Origin of the sequence: Pseudomonas sp. AB6 (genome assembly GCF_034314105.1) — a bacterium.
In the GTDB taxonomy this organism is placed as follows: Bacteria; Pseudomonadota; Gammaproteobacteria; order Pseudomonadales; family Pseudomonadaceae; genus Aquipseudomonas.
The window spans coordinates 4,966,369-4,985,566 of the sequence record NZ_JAVIWJ010000001.1; the positions used below are offsets into that span (position 1 = coordinate 4,966,369).

21 protein-coding genes are annotated in these 19,198 nt (G+C 54.0%); 14 read left to right on the forward strand and 7 right to left on the reverse strand.

What is annotated here, in order from left to right; all coding sequences use genetic code 11:
* Nucleotides 1-179 precede the first annotated feature (179 nt).
* Nucleotides 180-623, reverse strand: coding sequence for an RNA polymerase-binding protein DksA (gene dksA, locus RGW60_RS23070; RefSeq protein WP_322206791.1), 444 nt, complete (start codon nt 621-623; stop codon nt 180-182).
* Between the two features lie 347 nt (nt 624-970).
* Here dksA and RGW60_RS23075 point away from each other — a divergent pair, with 347 nt between their 5' ends.
* Together RGW60_RS23075 and sfsA are read left to right on the forward strand one after the other, a co-directional pair.
* A complete protein-coding gene (locus RGW60_RS23075; RefSeq protein WP_322206793.1) occupies nt 971-2,143 on the forward strand; it encodes a pyridoxal phosphate-dependent aminotransferase in 1,173 nt (390 codons plus the stop codon).
* Nucleotides 2,143-2,883, forward strand: a complete 741-nt coding sequence (gene sfsA / locus RGW60_RS23080; protein ID WP_322206795.1) for a DNA/RNA nuclease SfsA — start codon at nt 2,143-2,145, stop codon at nt 2,881-2,883. Before RGW60_RS23075 ends, sfsA begins: the two co-directional genes overlap by 1 nt.
* Here the strand turns inward: sfsA and RGW60_RS23085 are convergent.
* The gene (locus RGW60_RS23085; protein WP_322206797.1) at nt 2,861-3,190 is read right to left on the reverse strand and encodes a Rieske (2Fe-2S) protein; all 330 of its coding nucleotides are present in this window, start codon (nt 3,188-3,190) and stop codon (nt 2,861-2,863) included. The genes sfsA and RGW60_RS23085 overlap by 23 nt on opposite strands.
* Here RGW60_RS23085 and RGW60_RS23090 point away from each other — a divergent pair.
* The 3 genes from RGW60_RS23090 (at nt 3,189) to deoC (ending at nt 5,250) form a co-directional block, all read left to right on the forward strand.
* Nucleotides 3,189-3,365, forward strand: coding sequence for a hypothetical protein (locus RGW60_RS23090; RefSeq protein WP_322206798.1), 177 nt, complete (start codon nt 3,189-3,191; stop codon nt 3,363-3,365). The two genes, RGW60_RS23085 and RGW60_RS23090, sit on opposite strands and share 2 nt — an antisense overlap.
* 89 nt (nt 3,366-3,454) lie before the next feature.
* Nucleotides 3,455-4,327 carry a ChaN family lipoprotein gene (locus RGW60_RS23095; protein WP_407074121.1) on the forward strand — a complete coding sequence of 291 codons (873 nt, stop codon included), beginning with the start codon at nt 3,455-3,457 and terminating at the stop codon, nt 4,325-4,327.
* 152 nt (nt 4,328-4,479) lie between these two features.
* Nucleotides 4,480-5,250 (forward strand): deoxyribose-phosphate aldolase, encoded by a 771-nt coding sequence (gene deoC, locus RGW60_RS23100; protein ID WP_322206799.1) that lies wholly within the window; start codon nt 4,480-4,482, stop codon nt 5,248-5,250.
* 151 nt (nt 5,251-5,401) lie between these two features.
* Here the strand turns inward: deoC and RGW60_RS23105 are convergent, their stop codons facing one another.
* The 4 genes from RGW60_RS23105 to RGW60_RS23120 form a co-directional block, all read right to left on the reverse strand.
* On the reverse strand, nt 5,402-5,878 hold the full coding sequence (locus tag RGW60_RS23105; protein WP_322206800.1) for a hypothetical protein: 477 nt from the start codon (nt 5,876-5,878) through the stop codon (nt 5,402-5,404).
* Between the two features lie 385 nt (nt 5,879-6,263).
* Nucleotides 6,264-6,563, reverse strand: coding sequence for a TfoX/Sxy family protein (locus RGW60_RS23110; RefSeq protein ID WP_322206801.1), 300 nt, complete (start codon nt 6,561-6,563; stop codon nt 6,264-6,266).
* Nucleotides 6,564-6,795: 232 nt separating this feature from the next.
* Entirely contained in the window at nt 6,796-7,140 is a 345-nt protein-coding gene (locus tag RGW60_RS23115; protein WP_322206802.1) for a pentapeptide repeat-containing protein, read from the reverse strand.
* Between the two features lie 90 nt (nt 7,141-7,230).
* Nucleotides 7,231-8,775, reverse strand: coding sequence for a bifunctional aminoglycoside phosphotransferase/ATP-binding protein (locus RGW60_RS23120; protein ID WP_322206803.1), 1,545 nt, complete (start codon nt 8,773-8,775; stop codon nt 7,231-7,233).
* Between the two features lie 117 nt (nt 8,776-8,892).
* On the opposite strand from RGW60_RS23120, the gene mrcB reads away from it, so the two are divergent.
* From mrcB to RGW60_RS23135, 3 genes are read left to right on the forward strand one after another with little or no spacing between them, the layout of a single operon-like run.
* Nucleotides 8,893-11,214 carry a penicillin-binding protein 1B gene (gene mrcB, locus RGW60_RS23125; protein ID WP_322206804.1) on the forward strand — a complete coding sequence of 774 codons (2,322 nt, stop codon included), beginning with the start codon at nt 8,893-8,895 and terminating at the stop codon, nt 11,212-11,214.
* Nucleotides 11,215-11,230: 16 nt separating this feature from the next.
* A complete protein-coding gene (locus RGW60_RS23130; RefSeq protein WP_322206805.1) occupies nt 11,231-11,980 on the forward strand; it encodes a hypothetical protein in 750 nt (249 codons plus the stop codon).
* The gene (locus tag RGW60_RS23135; RefSeq protein WP_322206806.1) at nt 11,980-12,309 is read left to right on the forward strand and encodes a YqcC family protein; all 330 of its coding nucleotides are present in this window, start codon (nt 11,980-11,982) and stop codon (nt 12,307-12,309) included. The genes RGW60_RS23130 and RGW60_RS23135 overlap by 1 nt, the downstream gene beginning before the upstream one ends.
* Before the next feature lie 30 nt (nt 12,310-12,339).
* Here the strand turns inward: RGW60_RS23135 and RGW60_RS23140 are convergent, their stop codons facing one another.
* On the reverse strand, nt 12,340-12,774 hold the full coding sequence (locus RGW60_RS23140; protein ID WP_322206807.1) for a DUF4124 domain-containing protein: 435 nt from the start codon (nt 12,772-12,774) through the stop codon (nt 12,340-12,342).
* A gap of 401 nt (nt 12,775-13,175) precedes the next feature.
* On the opposite strand from RGW60_RS23140, the gene RGW60_RS23145 reads away from it, so the two are divergent.
* The 6 genes from RGW60_RS23145 (at nt 13,176) to msrQ (ending at nt 19,170) form a co-directional block, all read left to right on the forward strand.
* On the forward strand, nt 13,176-14,900 hold the full coding sequence (locus RGW60_RS23145) for an acetolactate synthase 3 large subunit (RefSeq protein ID WP_322206808.1): 1,725 nt from the start codon (nt 13,176-13,178) through the stop codon (nt 14,898-14,900).
* Nucleotides 14,901-14,902: 2 nt separating this feature from the next.
* On the forward strand, nt 14,903-15,394 hold the full coding sequence (ilvN, locus tag RGW60_RS23150) for an acetolactate synthase small subunit (RefSeq protein WP_322206809.1): 492 nt from the start codon (nt 14,903-14,905) through the stop codon (nt 15,392-15,394).
* A gap of 47 nt (nt 15,395-15,441) precedes the next feature.
* Entirely contained in the window at nt 15,442-16,458 is a 1,017-nt protein-coding gene (ilvC, locus tag RGW60_RS23155; protein ID WP_299835451.1) for a ketol-acid reductoisomerase, read from the forward strand.
* Nucleotides 16,459-16,614: 156 nt separating this feature from the next.
* Nucleotides 16,615-17,472: a CDP-diacylglycerol--serine O-phosphatidyltransferase gene (gene pssA, locus RGW60_RS23160; RefSeq protein ID WP_322206811.1), complete on the forward strand. Its 858-nt coding sequence runs from the start codon at nt 16,615-16,617 to the stop codon at nt 17,470-17,472.
* Nucleotides 17,473-17,536: 64 nt separating this feature from the next.
* Complete coding sequence (gene msrP, locus RGW60_RS23165; RefSeq protein WP_322206812.1) at nt 17,537-18,550, forward strand: protein-methionine-sulfoxide reductase catalytic subunit MsrP; 1,014 nt, start codon at nt 17,537-17,539, stop codon at nt 18,548-18,550.
* Complete coding sequence (msrQ, locus tag RGW60_RS23170) at nt 18,550-19,170, forward strand: protein-methionine-sulfoxide reductase heme-binding subunit MsrQ (protein ID WP_322206813.1); 621 nt, start codon at nt 18,550-18,552, stop codon at nt 19,168-19,170. The genes msrP and msrQ overlap by 1 nt, the downstream gene beginning before the upstream one ends.
* Nucleotides 19,171-19,198: the final 28 nt, after the last annotated feature.

Below are 19,198 nucleotides of genomic sequence, written 5' to 3' on the forward strand. Positions count from 1 at the left end.
TGTAGGAGGGGCCGCTGGCATTGACGCTTTCGTCGGCAACCAACTCTCACAGAGACTTTGGCAGACACGAAAGGGAAGGCACTGAAAAATCTTTATCGCACGCTCCGACAGTAAGGTTCAATGCTGCTACGCCGCGCGTTAGAAACAACAAGGGGCGCCGAGGCGCCCCTTGTTTAAGATCATTTACCGACCTGTTTTTCTTTAATTTCGGCCAACGTTTTGCAGTCGATGCAAAGGTCAGCGGTAGGGCGGGCTTCAAGCCGGCGAATGCCGATCTCTACGCCACAGGACTCGCACCAGCCATATTCTTCTGCTTCTATCAATTGCAACGTCTTGTCTATCTTCTTGATCAGCTTTCGCTCGCGATCGCGGGCGCGCAGTTCCAGGTTGAATTCTTCTTCCTGGCTTGCACGATCTGCGGGATCGGGAAAGTTGGCTGCTTCGTCCTTCATGTGATCCATGGTCCGATCGACCTCTTGCATCAACTGCAGCTTCCACTTGTTGAGGATGCCGATGAAGTGGAAACGCATAGGCTCGCTCATGTATTCCTCACCCTTACTGATTACGTAAGGTTCGAAGTCACGAACGGGCTGGCTGCTTTGCTGCTTTTCTTGGGTGGGCATGAATGGACCGCCTCTCGCTTTTCTCTATCCATTGCGCAGGATTTTTTCTTCACCGACACCTGCCGGCCCTGCGGCTGCAAGCGGGCGAACTTACCAGATCAAATCGGAGCGCGCTACTCCCGGTTGTCGAGCCTGTTAGCACCTTTTTATCTTTGTAGGCTGTGATACTTGAGCAGGGTATGAAAAATCGTTCGCAAAAGTTGATTTTAGTCTTGGCGAAAGTACCCGTTCGATTTTTTTTGCGCAGGGGGTTGTTGGCAAGCGTAAGCGTCATAAACCGGACTGTAAGACCGCAGGTTGGGTAGAATCAGGCGATTGATACTCCGACTCTCCTTTAAGGAAGGCTCATGGCTCACCCCTACAGTGCGCGTAGTCGCGCTATCGAACCCTTTCATGTCATGGCCTTGTTGGCGCGGGCAAACGAGTTGCAGGCGGCAGGCCATGATGTCATCCACCTTGAAATCGGCGAGCCAGATTTCACGACCGCTGAGCCCATCATCGCCGCAGGTCAGGCCGCGTTGGCGGCAGGTAAAACTCGATACACCGCTGCTCGGGGATTGCCTGAACTGCGTGAAGCTATTGCCGGATTTTACGCTCAGCGTTACCGGGTGACCGTGGATCCAGATCGGATTCTGATTACGCCCGGTGGCTCTGGCGCTTTGCTGCTCGCCACCAGCTTGTTGGTAGACCCTGGTAAACATTGGTTATTGGCCGATCCGGGTTACCCCTGCAATCGCCATTTTTTACGACTGATAGAAGGCTCCGCGCAATTAGTGCCGGCTGGACCGGACGTACGCTATCAGTTGACGCCGGACCTTGTGGCCCGGCATTGGGATAAAGACAGCGTCGGCGCATTGGTTGCTTCACCTGCCAATCCTACCGGCACGATGTTGAGCCGTGATGAGTTGGCGGCGTTGTCTGCGGCATTGAAAATCCGCCATGGACATTTGGTGGTGGATGAGATTTATCACGGACTAACCTATGGCTGTGATGCGGCAAGCGTGCTCGAAGTTGATGACGATGCCTTCGTGCTGAACAGTTTTTCCAAATACTTTGGCATGACCGGCTGGCGGTTGGGCTGGATAGTCGCGCCGCAAGATGCGGTAGCAGACCTGGAGAAGCTTGCGCAGAATCTCTATATCAGTGCCCCGAGCATGGCTCAACACGCTGCGCTCGCGTGTTTTGAACCGCAGACCCTGGAGATTCTCGAAGAACGGCGCGCAGAATTTGGGCGACGACGCGACTTTTTGTTACCCGCGCTGCGCGAATTGGGTTTCGGCATTGCAGTCGAGCCGCAAGGTGCGTTCTACCTCTACGCAGACATCACCGCGTTTGGCGGCGACGCATTTGCTTTCTGTCGGCATTTTCTTGAAGTCGAACACGTCGCAATCACCCCTGGACTAGACTTTGGCCGCTTCCAGGCCGGTCATCATGTTCGGTTTGCTTACACTCAAAGTCTGCCGCGGTTGCAGGAAGCGATTGAGCGAATTGCCAAGGGTTTGCGGAGTTGGCAAGGCTGATGCGCTTCTCTCCTGAGCTTGAAAACGGTCGTCTGCTGGTCCGCTACAAACGCTTTCTTGCCGACATTGAAACCCCAGGCGGTGAAAAGCTGACTATTCATTGCCCTAATACCGGGTCGATGTTTAATTGCATGGCGCCAGGCGGGCGCGTTTGGTTCAGTCGTTCCAGCGATCCAAAGCGCAAGCTTCCTGGAACTTGGGAAATTGCCGAAACTCCACAGGGGCGTTTGGCCTGCGTCAATACCGGTCGGGCGAATAATTTAGTAGAAGAAGCCCTGCGCGCGGGTGTGATTACTGAATTAAGTGGTTTCACGGCGCTCAAGCGCGAAGTGCCCTATGGGCAAGAAAACAGTCGTGTGGATTTTCGCTTGGACTATCCGAGCGGGCCAGCATTCGTGGAGGTCAAAAGTGTCACTCTGGGATTTGACGAGTCCACGATCGCTGCTTTTCCGGACTCAGTGACACAACGGGGTGCGCGACATCTTCGCGAGTTGGCCAGCCTTGCGCGCAATGGCGTGCGTGGGGTGTTGGTATATTGCGTCAACTTGACGGGTATCGACGCGGTACGCCCGGCCGAAGAAATAGACCCGGTTTATGCGGCGGCCCTGCGTGAAGCCGTGGCGGCCGGCGTAGAGGTTTTGGCTTACGGCGTGCAGCTGACTCCGGAAGAAATTCGCATTGATCGTCGGCTTGACGTGCATCTGGCGCCAGTCAAGCCTATTTGTCAGAAGGCGGGCTGATCCAGATTCCGCTTGAATCTTCGCGGCAAGGGATTGCACGCAGTGACTGACCGGCGCAAGGTCCAGCCACACACTCCCCGCTTTCAATAAGAAACAGTGCGCCGTGTGTGGCGCACTGGATAAGGCTTGCACTCGGATCGAGAAATTGATCTGCCTGCCATTCAAGCGGCACCCCACGATGCGGACAGCGGTTGTGGTACACAAATACCTGCCCCTCTCTGCGTATTGCCAGTAGCTCAAGCCCCTCGATTTCGAAACCCCGGCTTTGTGCTTCGGTCAGATACTCTGCGTTGCAGAGAAATTTCATGCTTGGCTCCATCGCCATTACGTGGCTAGTGAGTGTCGCAGATCCGGCAGCTGGACGCTGCCCATCGCGGAAATTGACGCCGTGTGTCACTTCGGCACTTAAATTCAAGAAGTTGCCGACCAAGGGCGCTGTGGTGGCAATCATCCCGCATGACGTGAGTCTTGCGGCACGTTAATGTGGCCGTGTGCTGCTACAGAACTATTCGCATGGGTTAGCACTGTTATGCGACGGAGTTGGCAGGCACTCGCTGAGGCAGATCCATTGATTCGTTTGCAGTTGATAGCACTGCGGGTGGGGTGGGGGGCGTCGGGCACTTGCAGTGCGGCCTCTCGGTCAAAAAATATACCGGCTTGGCAAAGTCCTCTTGGGCATGAGCGTGTGGATGTAGGCATGATCCGTGATTTAAACAGTGGGCAAAAACTGACGGCGCAGCAACTGGGTGACCGTCTCGCGCAGGCCCCCCGGGTGTTGGTCGGCGAGCAACATGACAACCCAGACCATCACGCGTTGGAGTTATGGGTTTTACAGGTACTGGCTGATCGACGCTCCCAGGGAAGCCTGCTCTTGGAAATGCTTGATCCGAATCAACAATCCAGGGTCGATGAGGTCAAAGCGGCGTTCAAATCTGTTGCGCCGGCTGATCTTCCTGCTCAATTGGCCTGGCGGGATGGTTGGGACTGGGCGTTATACGGCCCCATCGTTCGTTATGCATTGGGACAGTCATATCCCTTATTGGCTGCAAATTTGGCCCCTGAAGAAGTCGCTACAATTTATAAGCAACAGCCCCCGCTCACGGGAACCCATTCTACGTGTCTGGCTGTACGTGAGCAGTTATTGGCGCACATTCGCGATTCTCATTGTGGACAGCTCCCAGAAGAGCACATACCCGCGATGCTGGCGGTCCAGCAACAGCGTGATCGACGTATGGCTCATCAGCTACTCGCCGCTCCGGTTCCGGCGCTGTTGTTTGCCGGGGCGTACCGCGTCCGTAAGGACATCGGCGTGCCAACACACCTTCGCGATCTGGGCACGGGAGACGGTACCGTTGTTCTGCTCCTTGCAGAAGTAGGTGTCCATGTAACCTCTGCTTTTGCCGATTACGTTTGGTACACCGGCGCAATGTCCAGAAAGAACTGACGCACTCAGTGGCTTAATAACGCCTTGTAGACTCGCGTCCCCCTTAGGACACTTCCTGCAAATGCGTAGTCCCTTTCTCTGTTCTACGGCCGGAAACATTTGTTGCTTCGGTCTCGTTTACTGTCTGTCCTGTTACTGAGCGGTCGAACGGGATGAGAGACATGAATTCGCAAGAGGAGCAGTTAGCGCTTCAAATGATAGGGTTACTGGATTTAACCTCGCTTAATACAGATGATAACGAAGCGCGCGTCATTACCCTTTGCCGACGAGCCATCACGCCCGTTGGCGAAGTCGCCGCAGTGTGTGTTTTTCCACATTTTGTTAAATTGGCGCGCCGCACGCTGGACGATTTGCGTGCCGATGCTGTACGCGTCTCTAGTGTCGCCAATTACCCCTATGGTGGGTCTAATCTTTTGTCGGCTGTGTCTGAAACTCGCGCCGCTTTGGCATCGGGCGCTGATGAAATCAGTCTGGTGTATCCCTATCGCTTGCACCTCACTGGCAACAAGCAGGGGACGAAGGATCTGGTGGCGGCCTGCAAAGAAACATGTGGAGATCGGGCTGTACTCAAAGTTATTTTGGAAACCGGCGAGTTGAGAGACCCGCAGATCATCCGTAATGTGTGCATGGACATGTTTGCGGCGGGTGCAGACTTTGTCGAAACCAGCACGGGCAAGGTCATCGTCAACGCCACGCCGCAAGCCGCGCGGATAATTCTGGAAGTGATCGCAGAGGCAGGTGGGCAGGGGGGATTCAAAGCCGCTGGTGGTATTCGAACGTTCGATGAGGCGAGGGTCTATCTTGACTTGGCGAAGGCCCGTTTTGGCCCGCATTGGGTTAGTGTCAATAGCGTAAGGTTGGGCGCAGGAAGCTTGCTTGACGATCTGCTCACTCACTTGGGTGTATTAGCGCCGGGTCGTTGACCGTTGCCCGGGGAGCGCAGGTCGCACAAAGGTCGCGTATCGTCACGGAGTTAACTGTTCGATGCTTGTGTTCCTGCACCCATTTCCCGGCTCGGTACAGGCATAACTCGCTTGTGGCGCATGAATTTTTCAAAGCATTCGGGCCAAGCGCTCAGCTGAAGATGAGGTTGCTAAAATCCAGCGAAACCAGCAACGGGTCAGAAATCTTCTGCCCGGCCTCGTCGTAGGCAAAGATACGACGTTGAGTCGGCATCATCAGGCCCTGCACCTCGCGGTAATCACTAACGTAATTGGCACCTGTCGCACCGCCAAGAATGTCTACGGTGTAATCATGGCGGCGCATGAGGCCGTCTGGGCCGAAGTGCGTGATCTGCTTGCGAGTGTGGCTCTCGATATAGTCAGGAAAGATGACTTCCAAACGGCGCCACTGCTCGCCGTTTTCCTGCCATGGTTCAATTTCTCTGCACTGGAAACCCCGGTAGGTGTAGAGGAAAGGCGAGGTCAGGTATGTCCACAACGCTTCGCTGGCAAAGTAAGCCACATGTACTAAGTCCCAAGGGCTTTCCCGTGTATGAGAAGCGAAGGAGTCGGCTGGGTGGTCGCGTTGCTCGGTAACTATTGCGTCCACAGGCAACTCCCCAAGGAACAGTGATATCGCCGTAACTGGCAATATCTACCTTCTCCACGGTTTTGGATCTGTGGGCAAGGCAGTGGCTTTAACGCCACTCCGGTGGCGATGTGATTGTTTAACTTCCCGGGTTTCACACGCTGTTGTAGTTCCAACAGTAACCTTGGCTTCAAATACTGCGTCTGTTTAGCGGATTTCGTTTAACGGTGTGCCTTCTCTGGCGGCAAGTACTCGAGCGACGCAGTCTGCGAAATAGACTCCAATGGTCCCTTAGACCTATCAGGAGAAATCTAAGATTGCGAAATCATGGTCCTTCAAATCTCAGACCAGTCTGGCCAATCGTAGAGTTTCTCCCGTTTGCATATCGGCGCCATCATTCACGTTTTTACTGGGCTGACCTAGCGTCTATATCCAACGCCTTTGGTCGCAGCGAAAGAGCATCCAGTTCCTCATTCAACGCTTCTTTACGTTCGGCAGATATGTCGCTCCAGTGGATGTCCAAAAGTGCCCCCTCAATGGCATAAAGCAAAACTTTTGATGCGCGGAATCCTCGCCTCCGCACCGCCCGGTAAGCACCCACTGCGCCCAGCCGACGTAAGTCGGAAACGCTATGAATACCCACTGCGTGTAACCACTGCGAAGACGTTTTGCCGAGATTTTTCAAATGTTGCAGTTCATCGTTCATCCTGCCTCCTTGCTATGGCTGAGCACTGCACTGCGCTTGCTGTGTTGGCAAACATTAAAGAAGTGTAGCGGGGAGTGAAAAAAGCGCTCAAAGCGCTAATGAACTGACACTGCTAATGCGGGAATGTTGCTAAAGCGAGTTCAACCTCGCTGGAGTTTTCGGTCGACGCGCTGCGACCTGCCCCGCGCGTCAGAACGGGCGGGGCAAACTGTGACTCGGACAGAGGCGTCGTCTATTTTGTTCGGTAGCGTAGGCGCGTACCGAAATTCACCGACATTAGAATTTCGTCCGCCGAAAGTTCTACCGGGAAAAAGGCCCCAGAGATTTGTGCATGGCCAAGGCTTGCACCCTCCATAGCGGTATGCCGCAAATCTAGTCCCCGCAAATCGGCTGCACGAAAATACGCGTCGGTGAAGTCAATGCCAACGGCATCCAGCTTTCTCAGGTCTAGTCCGCGGAAATCACCGCCGGTCAAATCGATGGTGCCCGTTCTGGGTTTTTGAAGATTGAAGTCTTCAACTTTTTCGTGATGCAACAATACATAAAGGTGGGAGTCGAGCTGCTTGGGGTGGCTCATGAGGCTTCTCCAGTTATATTTATGACGCCATTATAGTGCCACTATTTTTGAGCCGTGAAGCGTTAAGTGCGACACAGCTCAAAAAGAGTCTTAAAGACCCGGCAAGCGTTGGCGGAGATGGGCAACTAGACCATCTATATCGCTGCTGTTGTTAGTTTCGACACGTTTGCTGCGCAGGATTTCATCGGCACCCAACGGTTCGCGATTGGCTTGTTGAGCTTCAATCACTTTCAAGGTGGCATCGGACGGATCATTATTCTGCGCTTGACGGAGTGCAAGCCAACCTTCGATCACGGCCTGCGGCGCATTGCAGTCGAGGATCAAGAATGGCGCGCCAGAAGCTTCGGCAACTTTGGCAGCGGCGTCACGTTGCTCGCGCTTCAGGTAAGTGGCATCGATGACCACCGGGAAACCGGCGCGCAGTATGCCATCCGCCAGTTGATTCAATCGTGTGTAGGTGGCGGTGCTGGCATCAGCGCCATATAGATCTCCGCTCTCGCTGCTATTGGCGAAAAGGCGCTTGCGTTCAACGTCAGAGCGCAAACGAATCGCCCCCAGTGCTTCCACTAAACGCATTGCTACGCGGCTTTTGCCTACTGCGGACACCCCGTGGGTGATCACAAGAAAGCGTGACGGAATTGCGCTATAGCTTTCTGCCAAATTGGCGTAGTTGCGATATTGACGCAGCGTAGTCGCTCGCTGGACGGGATCAGCGTCTGTAGGCAGGCTAAACAGCGCGATTTTTGCGCGAACGAGCGCACGGTACGCTTTATAGAAGTTAAGCAGTTCAAGGCCCTGATAGTCGCCAGTCAGTTCGAGATATTGGCTGATCAGACGTCGAGATAAGGACTTCAGGCCCCGGTCTTCAAGGTCCATCGCTAGGAAGCCGATGTCTGCATAGACGTCCGTAAATCGGAAAGGCTCGTTAAATTCGATACAGTCGAAAATAACGACATTGCCGTCGATCAGCGTGATGTTACCTAAATGGATGTCGCCGTGACATTCGCGAATGAATCCATCGGTTTTGCGCAGGGACAGCAGGCCTTTGAGTCGTTCGAAACTACACTGCGCCCAGGCTTCCAATGCATCCAGCTGTTGTAAGTCGGCTGTGTCGTTGATCAGGGCGCGAATTTGCTCGAAATTTTGCAAGACCGGCGCCATTACGGACTCAGGTGTGCCTTGCGCATGCTCCAGAGGCACATGAGGGGCGACGAGGTGGAATTCAGCAATCTGTTTGGCCATTTCGTCGATGTGCGATGTGGTCAGTTCGCCGTTCGCCTGTAAGGTGCTGAGCAGTTGGCTTTGTGGGAACTGACGCATTTTCAAGGCATATTCGATCACTTCGCCGTCACCGCCTATCTTCGGTGCGTCGATCGTGCCCGTAATGGGCAAAACTTCCAGATAAAGATTGTTTGTCAGGCGCTGATTCAAGCGCAATTCTTCGCCGCAAAAGTGCTCGCGGGCTGAAAGCGTGGTGAAATCCAGAAAGCCGAAATTCACCGACTTCTTGAACTTATAAGCATAAGGACCGGTTAGCAGCACCCAGGAAATATGCGTCTCAATGACCTGAAAACTGTCGACCGGGTGTGGAAATAAAGCCGGGTTTTGCATCGCGGTTATCAGGGATTGGCTCACAGGCGATCCTTCAAGGGGTTAAAAAATCAGGTCGCTATTATGGCGATTGATCGCAGTACTGCAAACCGCTAGAAGCGTGTCTTTCGATCATTGATAAAGTGCGTATAATCCGCCGCCATGACTCGTACCCGCACTTCTCGTAGCCCAAAAAAACGCGCCTCTGGCGGTCTTCGTCCCTGGTTAGGCTGGGCGCTGAAGCTCGGTCTGGTCGGCTTGGTCGTGCTCGCTGGCTTCGCGGTTTATCTCGATGCCGTTGTTCAGGAGAAGTTTTCTGGCAAGCGTTGGACCATCCCGGCAAAGGTTTACGCACGTCCGCTGGAGCTGTTCGTCGGGCAAAAGTTATCTGAGGTTGACTTTCTGACTGAACTCGATGCGTTGGGCTATCGCCGTGAAGCAGTGGCGAACGGTCCCGGCGCGGCGGCGGTCAGCGGCACAACTGTTGATCTCAATACCCGGGGTTTCCAATTTTACGAGGGCACGGAGCCGGCTCAGCAGATTCGTGTGCGGTTTGCGGGTAACTCGGTCGCTGCTTTATCTGCGATCAACGGTTCGAAGTTGTCGGTGGCTCGGCTTGAGCCGCTAATGATCGGCGGCCTTTACCCGAAGAACCTCGAAGATCGCATCCTGATAAAGCTTGATCAGGCGCCGCCTTATCTGCTCGACACATTGGTGACGGTTGAGGACCGGGATTATTACCACCACTTTGGTGTGTCACCCAAGTCAATCGCGCGAGCTTTCTGGGTCAATGCGTCTTCCGGTCAAATGCGTCAGGGTGGGAGTACGCTTACGCAACAGTTGGTCAAAAACTTTTACCTCACTAACGAACGCAGCCTCAGCCGTAAGCTGACTGAAGCAATGATGTCGGTGCTGCTGGAGATTCATTACAGTAAGAAGGAAATTTTGGAGGCTTACCTCAATGAGGTTTTCCTCGGTCAGGATGGTCAAAGGGCCGTCCATGGTTTCGGGCTCGCTAGCCAGTATTTTTTCAGTCAGCCGCTGTCTGAACTTAAATTGCATCAAGTTGCGCTGTTGGTAGGGATGGTCAAGGGGCCTTCCTATTACAACCCGCGCCGTTATCCAGAAAGGGCAATGGAGCGCCGCAATTTGGTCCTTGATCTGTTAGAGCAGCAAGGCGTAGCGACGGCGGACGTGGTTGCCGCTGCAAAGAAAATGCCATTGGGCGTGAGCAAGGTAGGCAGCCTGGCAGATAGCTCTTTCCCGGACTTCCTCGATCTGGTCAAGCGACAGTTACGAGAAGACTATCGCAACGAAGATTTGACTGAAGAAGGTTTGCGTATCTTTACCAGTTTCGATCCCATCCTGCAGATGAAGTCAGAAGCCGCAGTGAGCGAAGCGTTCAAGAAGTTGGACGGGCGCAAGGGAGGGGAGGATGTGGAAACTGCCATGGTCGTGACCAATCCGGAAACCGGCGAAGTCCAAGCCTTGGTCGGCAGTCGCCAGGCCGGATATGCCGGGTTCAACCGGGCGCTGGATGCCGTGCGCCCGATCGGATCACTGGTTAAGCCTGCGATATATCTGACGGCACTCGAACAGCCAAGTAAGTACACCTTGACCAGTTGGATCGCCGATGAACAGTTTTCTGTTAAAGGCGCTGACGGTCAAGTCTGGAAGCCACAGAACTTCGATCATAAATCCCACGGCAATATATTTCTGTATCAAGGATTGGCGCACTCCTACAATTTGTCCTCGGCGAAGTTGGGTCTCGAACTGGGTGTGCCCAACGTACTAAAAACGTTGGCAAAGTTGGGCATCTCCCGAGAATGGCCAGCCTACCCATCGATGCTATTGGGTGCAGGTAGTCTGACTCCGATTGAGGTGGCGACCATGTATCAGACCATCGCCAACGGCGGTTTTAATACACCCATGCGAGGCATCCGCAGCGTGTTGACCGCTGAAGGTGAGCCGCTTAAACGTTATCCATTCCAGATTCAGCAGCGCTTCGATCCGGGCTCCATTTATCTGCTACAAAATGCCATGCAGCGCGTCATGCGTGAAGGTACGGGCAAGTCGGCTTATAACCAATTGCCTGGTACGCTGAATCTTGCAGGGAAAAGCGGTACTACCAATGATTCGCGTGACAGCTGGTTTGCCGGTTTTAGCCAAGATTTGTTGGCGGTAGTCTGGATAGGCCGTGACGATAACGGCCAAACACCGTTTACTGGCGCGACCGGTGCGTTGCAAATATGGACCAGCTTCATGCGCCGGGCCGAGCCTCTTTCGCTAGAAACCGCGAAGCCCGATAACGTGGTCCAAGCGTGGATCAACGCTAGCACCGGCCAAGGCTCCGATTCGACCTGCCCGAACGCGGTGCAGATGCCGTATATTCGTGGCAGTGAGCCAGCGCCCGGCACTGCTTGCGGGGGTGTCCCCGCCGCAGCCGATTCCGTAATGGATTGGGTCAAGGGCTGGTTGAAATAAGCAAAGAGGATGTGACGTGAATAAGTGGTTGATTCCTGCTTTAACAGCGGTGGCTTTGCTTAACGGCTGCGCGAGTGTGCAGCGCGGTTCCATTCCGGTCGAAGATTCCGGTAGCAAAGTCTCCAACAGCGAGCGCGTTCAGGGTAATCGGGCAGGCGGCTATCGTCAGACCGCGCCTCAGCAGCAAGGCGTGCCACAAAATTCGGGTGTCACAGTGATGATCCCGAGTGGCAGTGGCTCGACGCCGATCCAGAGTTACCCTGCATCAACGGGTGCTCCTCAGTTCAATACCAATCCGATCGATACCACACCTATTGACACGGCACCCATCAATTCAGCCCCAATGAATACGGCGCCGATCAGCAACAGCTATAACTCCACAGCTCCGACTGGGATTCCCAGCAGTAACAACAGCGGCGGCGGCTTATCTGCGGATGAACAGCTTGATGGCGCAGTGCTTTCGTTGCTCACCACCGCACAGCAACAGCAATCCAGTGGCGATCTCAATGGTGCGTCGTCGAGTCTGGAGCGTGCCCAGCGTGTAGCACCACGCGAACCGCAAGTACTTTTCCGTCTGGCACAAGTGCGATTGGCTCAAGGTGACGCCCCTCAGGCTGAGCAACTCGCTCGTCGCGGTTTGACCTATTCCAATGGCCGCCCGGACTTGCAGGCCAGTCTGTGGGGATTGATTGCTCAATCTCGCGCAAAGCAGGGTGATGCGGCGGGTGCTGCGTTGGCACGGCAAAAAGCAGGGACTGGTTCCTGATGGATAAACGCTTCCCTCAAGTGGCTGAGCAGTTGCTGCTGATTGAGCGCGAGTTGCGCGTACTGGGATGGTGGCGCGAGTCGCCGCCCAGTATGGAGGCCTTGTCCAGTCGTGAACCGTTTTGTGTTGATCTGCTGGCATTTGATCAGTGGTTGCAGTGGATTTTTCTGCCGAGAATGAAAGACATCCTTGAGCAAAATCTGCCACTGCCCAACGCGTCTGGCATTGTGGAAATGGCCGAGATGGTTTACTCAGGTTGTCCGCAGGAGACTCATACACTTCAGCAATTGCTGGCGAAATTTGACCGGTTAATTACTGAAACTCACTAACAATAACGCCGGTCGGGCGCCGGTGTGATTTTATTGGCAATTGTCCGCTATCGCTTTTTCAGTTTCGGCGATTCGGGTTTGACGTTCCTCCTCAGTCAAGCGCCTCATCACGCCACTGACCTCCAGGCGTACCCGCGGGTTGTTTCGAAACTGAGCAAGATTGGTCCTCACGTCCTCGCAATAGGCCGCACGTTTAGCCTCTTGTACGGCTACCTGCTTTTTGACCTTGGCGTCTATTGCATCCTGATTGCCATGGCCACTGTCAGGCAAAGGCGCCTGCGGCACCGCTCGGGCTGGCATTGGCGGCGATTGCTTAATGTCTATCTGCTGTGCCGCCTGGTTAGGCGGCGGCTGAGCATCAAAATGAGTTTGGCCTTGAGCATCGACCCACTTGTAGATCTGGCCTGCCTGGCATACGGCATTCAGCGAGCACAACAGGGCCGCCGCTAAAATCATGCAACGCATAGTGCTTCCTTCGATGTTTGTGCACGCGGCAAAACTACCATAAGTGCGGGGTTAGAGCCGTTATTCAGTGACTTTCCATGCTCTTAATCGCAAGAAAACGCACGGATGACTTGACTTGAGCAGGTGTAATCACAACAATCCAAAGTTCGCTGAAGACGTACTGCCAGAAGCAGGCCGTCTCGGTAGATCATGAGGTGCACATCCGCGCCGACCTGTAACACCCGCAACGCGTTACCTCGCGCTGGGTGGGAAAGCCCCGCAAAACTTGGGGAGCTCCCAATACTTGCTCAGTCAGTGCTGACGTAGTCGGCGACCACCGTCGCTCATGCTCTGCTAGCAGTAAACCTAATTAAGATCCGTCCCGCGTGTGGGCGGAATTCTGGCGTTTAGAGGTGAACAACGTGGAGCTTTTATCTGGCGCTGAAATGGTCGTCCGCTTTTTGCGCGACGAAGGCGTTAAGCATATTTATGGGTACCCCGGCGGTGCCCTCCTGCATATCTATGACGCCCTGTTCAAAGAACCAGCAGTAACGCACATCCTGGTTAGGCATGAACAAGCCGCAACGCACATGGCTGATGGCTATGCTCGGGCAACTGGCAAGGCTGGAGTTGTGCTTGTGACGTCCGGTCCGGGCGCAACCAACGCCATTACCGGCATCGCGACCGCTTATATGGACTCGATCCCGATGGTAATTCTGTCGGGTCAGGTCCCGAGTAATATGGTCGGCACCGATGCTTTTCAGGAAACCGACATGATCGGTATTTCCAGGCCCATTGTGAAGCATAGCTTCATGATCAAAAATGCCGCGGAAATTCCAGAAGTGCTAAAAAAAGCCTTCTACCTCGCGCAATCCGGTCGGCCAGGTCCGGTTGTGGTCGATATCCCGAAAGATATGACCAACCCGGCCGAAAAGTTCGAATATATCTTTCCGAAAAAAGCCAAGCTTCGTTCTTATAGCCCAGCTGTTCGTGGTCATTCGGGTCAGATTCGCAAGGCTGTGGAAATGTTGTTGGCCGCTAAGCGCCCCATCATTTATGCCGGCGGTGGTGTGATTCTGGGTAACGGCTCAGCACCGTTAACCGAGTTGGCGCATTTGCTCAACGTGCCGGTGACCAATACCTTGATGGGCCTTGGTGCTTATCCTGGCAACGATCGCCAGTTCCTGGGCATGTTGGGCATGCACGGTAGCTACACCGCTAACTTGGCGATGCACCACGCCGATGTGATTTTGGCCGTCGGGGCGCGGTTCGATGATCGGGTAATCAATGGTCCGGCCAAGTTCTGTCCGAGCGCCAAGATTATCCATATCGATATCGATCCGGCTTCGATCTCCAAGACCATCAAGGCTGACGTACCCATTGTCGGCCCGGTTGAAAGCGTGTTGACCGAAATGGTTGCTACCCTGAAGGAAATCGGCGAAACACCGAACAAGGAAATCGTCGCCAGTTGGTGGAAGCAGGTTGAAGAATGGCGCGGAGACCGTGCCATGTTCCCGTACAACCGGGGCGACGGTAGCATCATCAAACCGCAAACTGTTATTGAGACGCTCAGTGAAGTCACTCGTGGCGACGCGTATGTGACGTCCGACGTAGGCCAGCATCAAATGTTTGCCGCGCAATATTATAGATTTAATAAGCCCAATCGCTGGATCAACTCCGGCGGTCTGGGCACGATGGGCTTCGGTTTCCCGGCAGCGATGGGCGTCAAGCTCAGCTTCCCGGAATCAGACGTTGCCTGCGTGACCGGCGAAGGCAGTATCCAGATGAACATCCAGGAGCTGTCGACCTGCTTGCAGTACGACTTGCCGGTGAAGATCATCAACCTGAACAACGGTGCGCTGGGTATGGTGCGTCAGTGGCAGGACATGAACTACGGCGCTCGTCACTCGCATTCCTATATGGAGTCGTTGCCGAACTTCGTCAAATTGGCTGAAGCCTACGGTCACGTGGGTATGCGCATCACTGAGCTGAAAGATTTGAAGCCGATGATGGAAGAAGCGTTTGCCATGAAGGATCGTCTGGTATTCCTGGATATCAAGGTCGATACCAGCGAGCACGTCTATCCAATGCAGATCAAAGACGGCTCCATGCGCGATATGTGGCTGAGCAAGACGGAGCGGACTTAATCATGCGGCACATCATTTCCTTATTGCTGGAAAATGAACCCGGCGCCTTGTCGCGGGTGGTTGGTCTGTTTTCTCAGCGCAACTACAACATCGAAAGCCTTACCGTAGCGCCAACCGAGGACCCGACGTTGTCGCGTCTGACGCTGACTACGGTTGGACACGATGAAGTCATCGAGCAGATCACCAAAAACCTCAACAAATTGATTGAGGTAGTCAAGCTGGTAGATCTATCCGAGAGCGCCCATATCGAGCGCGAGCTGATGCTGGTCAAGGTTAAGGCGACGGGTGCTCAGCGGGCTGAGATCAAGCGCACGACGGATATCTTCCGTGGGCAAATCGTTGACGTATCCAGTAGCGTTTACACTGTGCAACTGGCAGGGACAAGCGACAAACTGGATAGCTTCATCCAGGCCATAGGCACTTCAGCCATCCTGGAAACAGTACGCAGTGGCGTAACGGGCATTGCCCGTGGCGACAAAGTACTGAGCATCTAACTCAATTTTGATAATGGCCCGAGAGGCCAGGATAACAGGGGAACTTCATGAAAGTTTATTACGACAAAGACTGCGACCTTTCGATCATCCAGGGCAAAAAAGTGGCCATCATCGGTTACGGTTCCCAGGGCCACGCTCAAGCGTGCAACCTGAAAGACTCCGGCGTAGATGTCACTGTTGGCTTGCGTAAAGGTTCGTCTACTGTCGCCAAGGCTGAAGCTCATGGCTTGAAAGTGACTGACGTTGCTTCTGCCGTGGCCGCTGCTGACTTAGTCATGATTCTGACTCCAGACGAATTCCAGTCCCAACTGTACCGGGATGAAATCGAGCCTAACCTGAAGAACGGCGCGACTCTGGCCTTTTCCCACGGTTTCGCTATCCATTACAATCAGGTTGTTCCTCGTGCCGACCTCGACGTGATCATGATCGCGCCGAAAGCACCGGGCCACACCGTTCGCTCCGAGTTCGTTAAAGGCGCAGGTATTCCTGACCTGATCGCGATCTACCAGGATGCTTCCGGCAACGCTAAAAACGTCGCACTGTCCTATGCTTCGGGCGTTGGTGGCGGTCGTACTGGTATCATCGAAACCACTTTCAAAGACGAAACCGAAACCGATCTGTTCGGCGAGCAAGCCGTACTCTGCGGCGGTACCGTTGAGCTGGTTAAAGCGGGCTTCGAAACCTTGGTTGAAGCCGGTTATGCGCCGGAAATGGCCTACTTCGAGTGCCTGCACGAGTTGAAGCTGATCGTCGACCTCATGTACGAAGGCGGCATCGCCAACATGAACTACTCGATCTCTAACAACGCTGAGTACGGCGAATACGTGACCGGTCCTGAGGTCATCAACGCTGAGTCGCGTCAAGCTATGCGCAATGCCCTGAAGCGTATTCAGGACGGTGAGTACGCCAAAATGTTCATTAGCGAAGGCGCTACTGGCTACCCTTCGATGACTGCTAAGCGTCGTAACAATGCCAACCACGGCATCGAAATCATTGGCGAGAAGCTGCGTTCGATGATGCCATGGATCGGGGCTAACAAAATCGTCGACAGAACCAAGAACTGATTTCAGCTCTTACGGTTTTCGTTTTAGGAAAACGCGGCCTCGGCCGCGTTTTTTCGTTTTGGCGGCACGCTTCTGGTATAAAGCTGCATCGTTTGATAACGAACCCTCGTTACAAACCTCTATTGAAACTTTCCACACCGTTGCAAGGTATTGTCCATGAGCGAACGTCCCGAAGAGCCAGCCCAGGCCTCTGACGCCGAAAGCCTGTTACCCATTGATGAGCATGTTGAAGAAGGCCATGACGCCGAAGGGCATAAAGTCCGTCACCGCGGGATCTATCTGCTGCCTAATTTGTTCACAACGGCGAATTTGTTTGCCGGGTTTTATTCCATTATTAGCTCAATGAGCGCGCAAAGCGCGCTGAGTGCCGGAGATCCGGCTGAAGCGAGCAAGTATTTTGGTTTCTCTGCCATCGCAATTTTTATAGCGATGGTGCTCGACGGCCTTGATGGTCGAGTAGCACGTATGACTAACACGCAAAGCGCTTTTGGCGCTGAGTACGATTCCCTGGCTGACATGGTTGCGTTTGGCGTTGCTCCGGCTTTGCTGGCCTTTGGTTGGGCGCTGGGCGATATGGGCAAAGTCGGCTGGATGGTTGCATTTATCTATGTCGCTGGCGCTGCATTGCGACTTGCTCGCTTTAACACTCAAGTTGGTAAAGCGGATAAGCGCTATTTCATCGGCCTGGCCAGCCCTGCTGCTGCGGGCGTTGTCGCGGGTCTCGTCTGGGCGTTCAGCGATTACGGGATCCAAGGATCGAAGATGTCGTTTTTAGTTGCGTTGCTGGTTGCCGCGGCCGGCATGCTGATGGTGAGCAATATCAAATACAACAGCTTCAAAGAGCTGGACCTCAAAGGGCGCGTCCCGTTTGTAGCCATTCTTGCCGTAGTGCTGGTGTTTGCGGTGGTGTTCAGTGATCCGCCACGTATCTTATTGCTGATATTCCTCGCTTACGCAGCGTCCGGTCCGTTTCAAAATTTATTGAAGCTGCGTCGTCATAAATCCCCTGAGTGATTTGTAATTTCCGCCATACTCCACGGTCTATTGGTGCACTCGTCCCCAATGCTGTGGAGCCATCATGCTAATCAAGCTGCCTTCGGTATCTGACTGCAATGAGTCGGGTGTCACGCCTGAATCTGTTTACTTCTCTCGTCGCACGCTGTTGGGTGGCTCTGTCGCCGCCCTTGCGGCCAGCGCATTGCCGCGTTGGGCCGATGCTGCTGACCCTACTCCTTATGCGGATGTCGAGCCGGGTGCCGCGCCTAATTGGTTCAAGGCGAAGCTGCCGGATACGAAATGGCAGGCTGTCACCGTTAAAGGTGAGGCGATCACGCCGTTCAAAGATGCGACCCACTACAATAATTTTTATGAGTTCGGCTCTGATAAAGGTGACCCTGCGCAAAATGCGGGGTCTCTGAAAACCGAGCCTTGGACGGTGGTCATTGACGGTGAGGTGGGAAAGCCGGGTCGTTATGCGCTTGAAGACTTCATGAAACCGTATCAATTGGAGGAGCGGATCTATCGATTGCGCTGTGTCGAGGCGTGGTCGATGGTTATTCCCTGGATGGGCTTTCCTCTGTCTGCGCTACTTAATCGCGTAGAACCTAATGCCAGCGCTAAGTACATCCGCTTCGAAACGCTTCAGGATCCTAAATCGATGCCAGGTCAGCGCTCCAACTTTGCATTGATCGATTGGCCTTACGCTGAAGGTCTGCGTCTGGATGAAGCGATGAACCCTTTGACGATTCTCGCGGTGGGGATGTATGGCCGCGAGCTGCCCAATCAGAACGGAGCGCCGTTGCGTCTGGTAGTGCCATGGAAGTATGGTTTCAAGAGCGCGAAGTCTATCGTGCGAATCAGTCTGGTCAGCGAGCAGCCTAAGACTACTTGGCAAAGCATAGCCGCGCGTGAGTATGGTTTTTACGCCAACGTGAATCCGACCGTCGACCACCCGCGCTGGACGCAAGCACATGAGCGTCGTTTACCCAGTGGGTTGTTCAGTCCCAACATTCGGCAGACGGAGATGTTCAACGGGTATGGGGAGCAGGTTGCCTCTTTGTATACCGGTATGGATCTGCGGAAGAACTATTGATGCGCTATCCATTTTGGCGAATTGGTGTTTTTGCCGCAGCCTGCATCGCACCTGTACTTTGGCTATACCAAGCCTGGATTCTTGCTTTAGGGCCTGATCCCGGCAAGGTTATGGTGGACCGCCTTGGTTTGGGTACTTTGATCTTGTTGTTGATTACCTTGGCGATGACTCCTTTGCAGCGTTGGAGCGGATGGCCAGGCTGGATTGCAGTGCGCAGGCAGCTAGGGCTGTGGTGCTTTGCTTATGTCGTTTTGCACATGAGCGCTTACGCCGTCTTTATTCTGGGATTGGATTGGTCCCAATTGAGCGTCGAGTTGGTCAAGCGGCCCTACATTATCGTGGGTAGTTTGGCGTTCCTGTGTTTGCTCTCGCTGGCGATAACGTCCAATCGCTATAGTCAGCGTCGGTTGGGTGGGCGTTGGAAGAAGCTTCATCGCCTTATTTACGTGATTCTCGGGCTTGGACTGCTTCATATGTTCTGGATCGTCCGGGCTGATCTGAAGGAGTGGGCGCTGTATGCCGGGATCGGTGCATTGTTGTTATTACTGCGGGTTCCAGTGATTGCTAGGCGAATCCCCCGGTTGGTCGGTCCAAAAGCGATTCATGTTACGAAATCATGAATTAGACCTTGACGTAACTTTTTCTGAG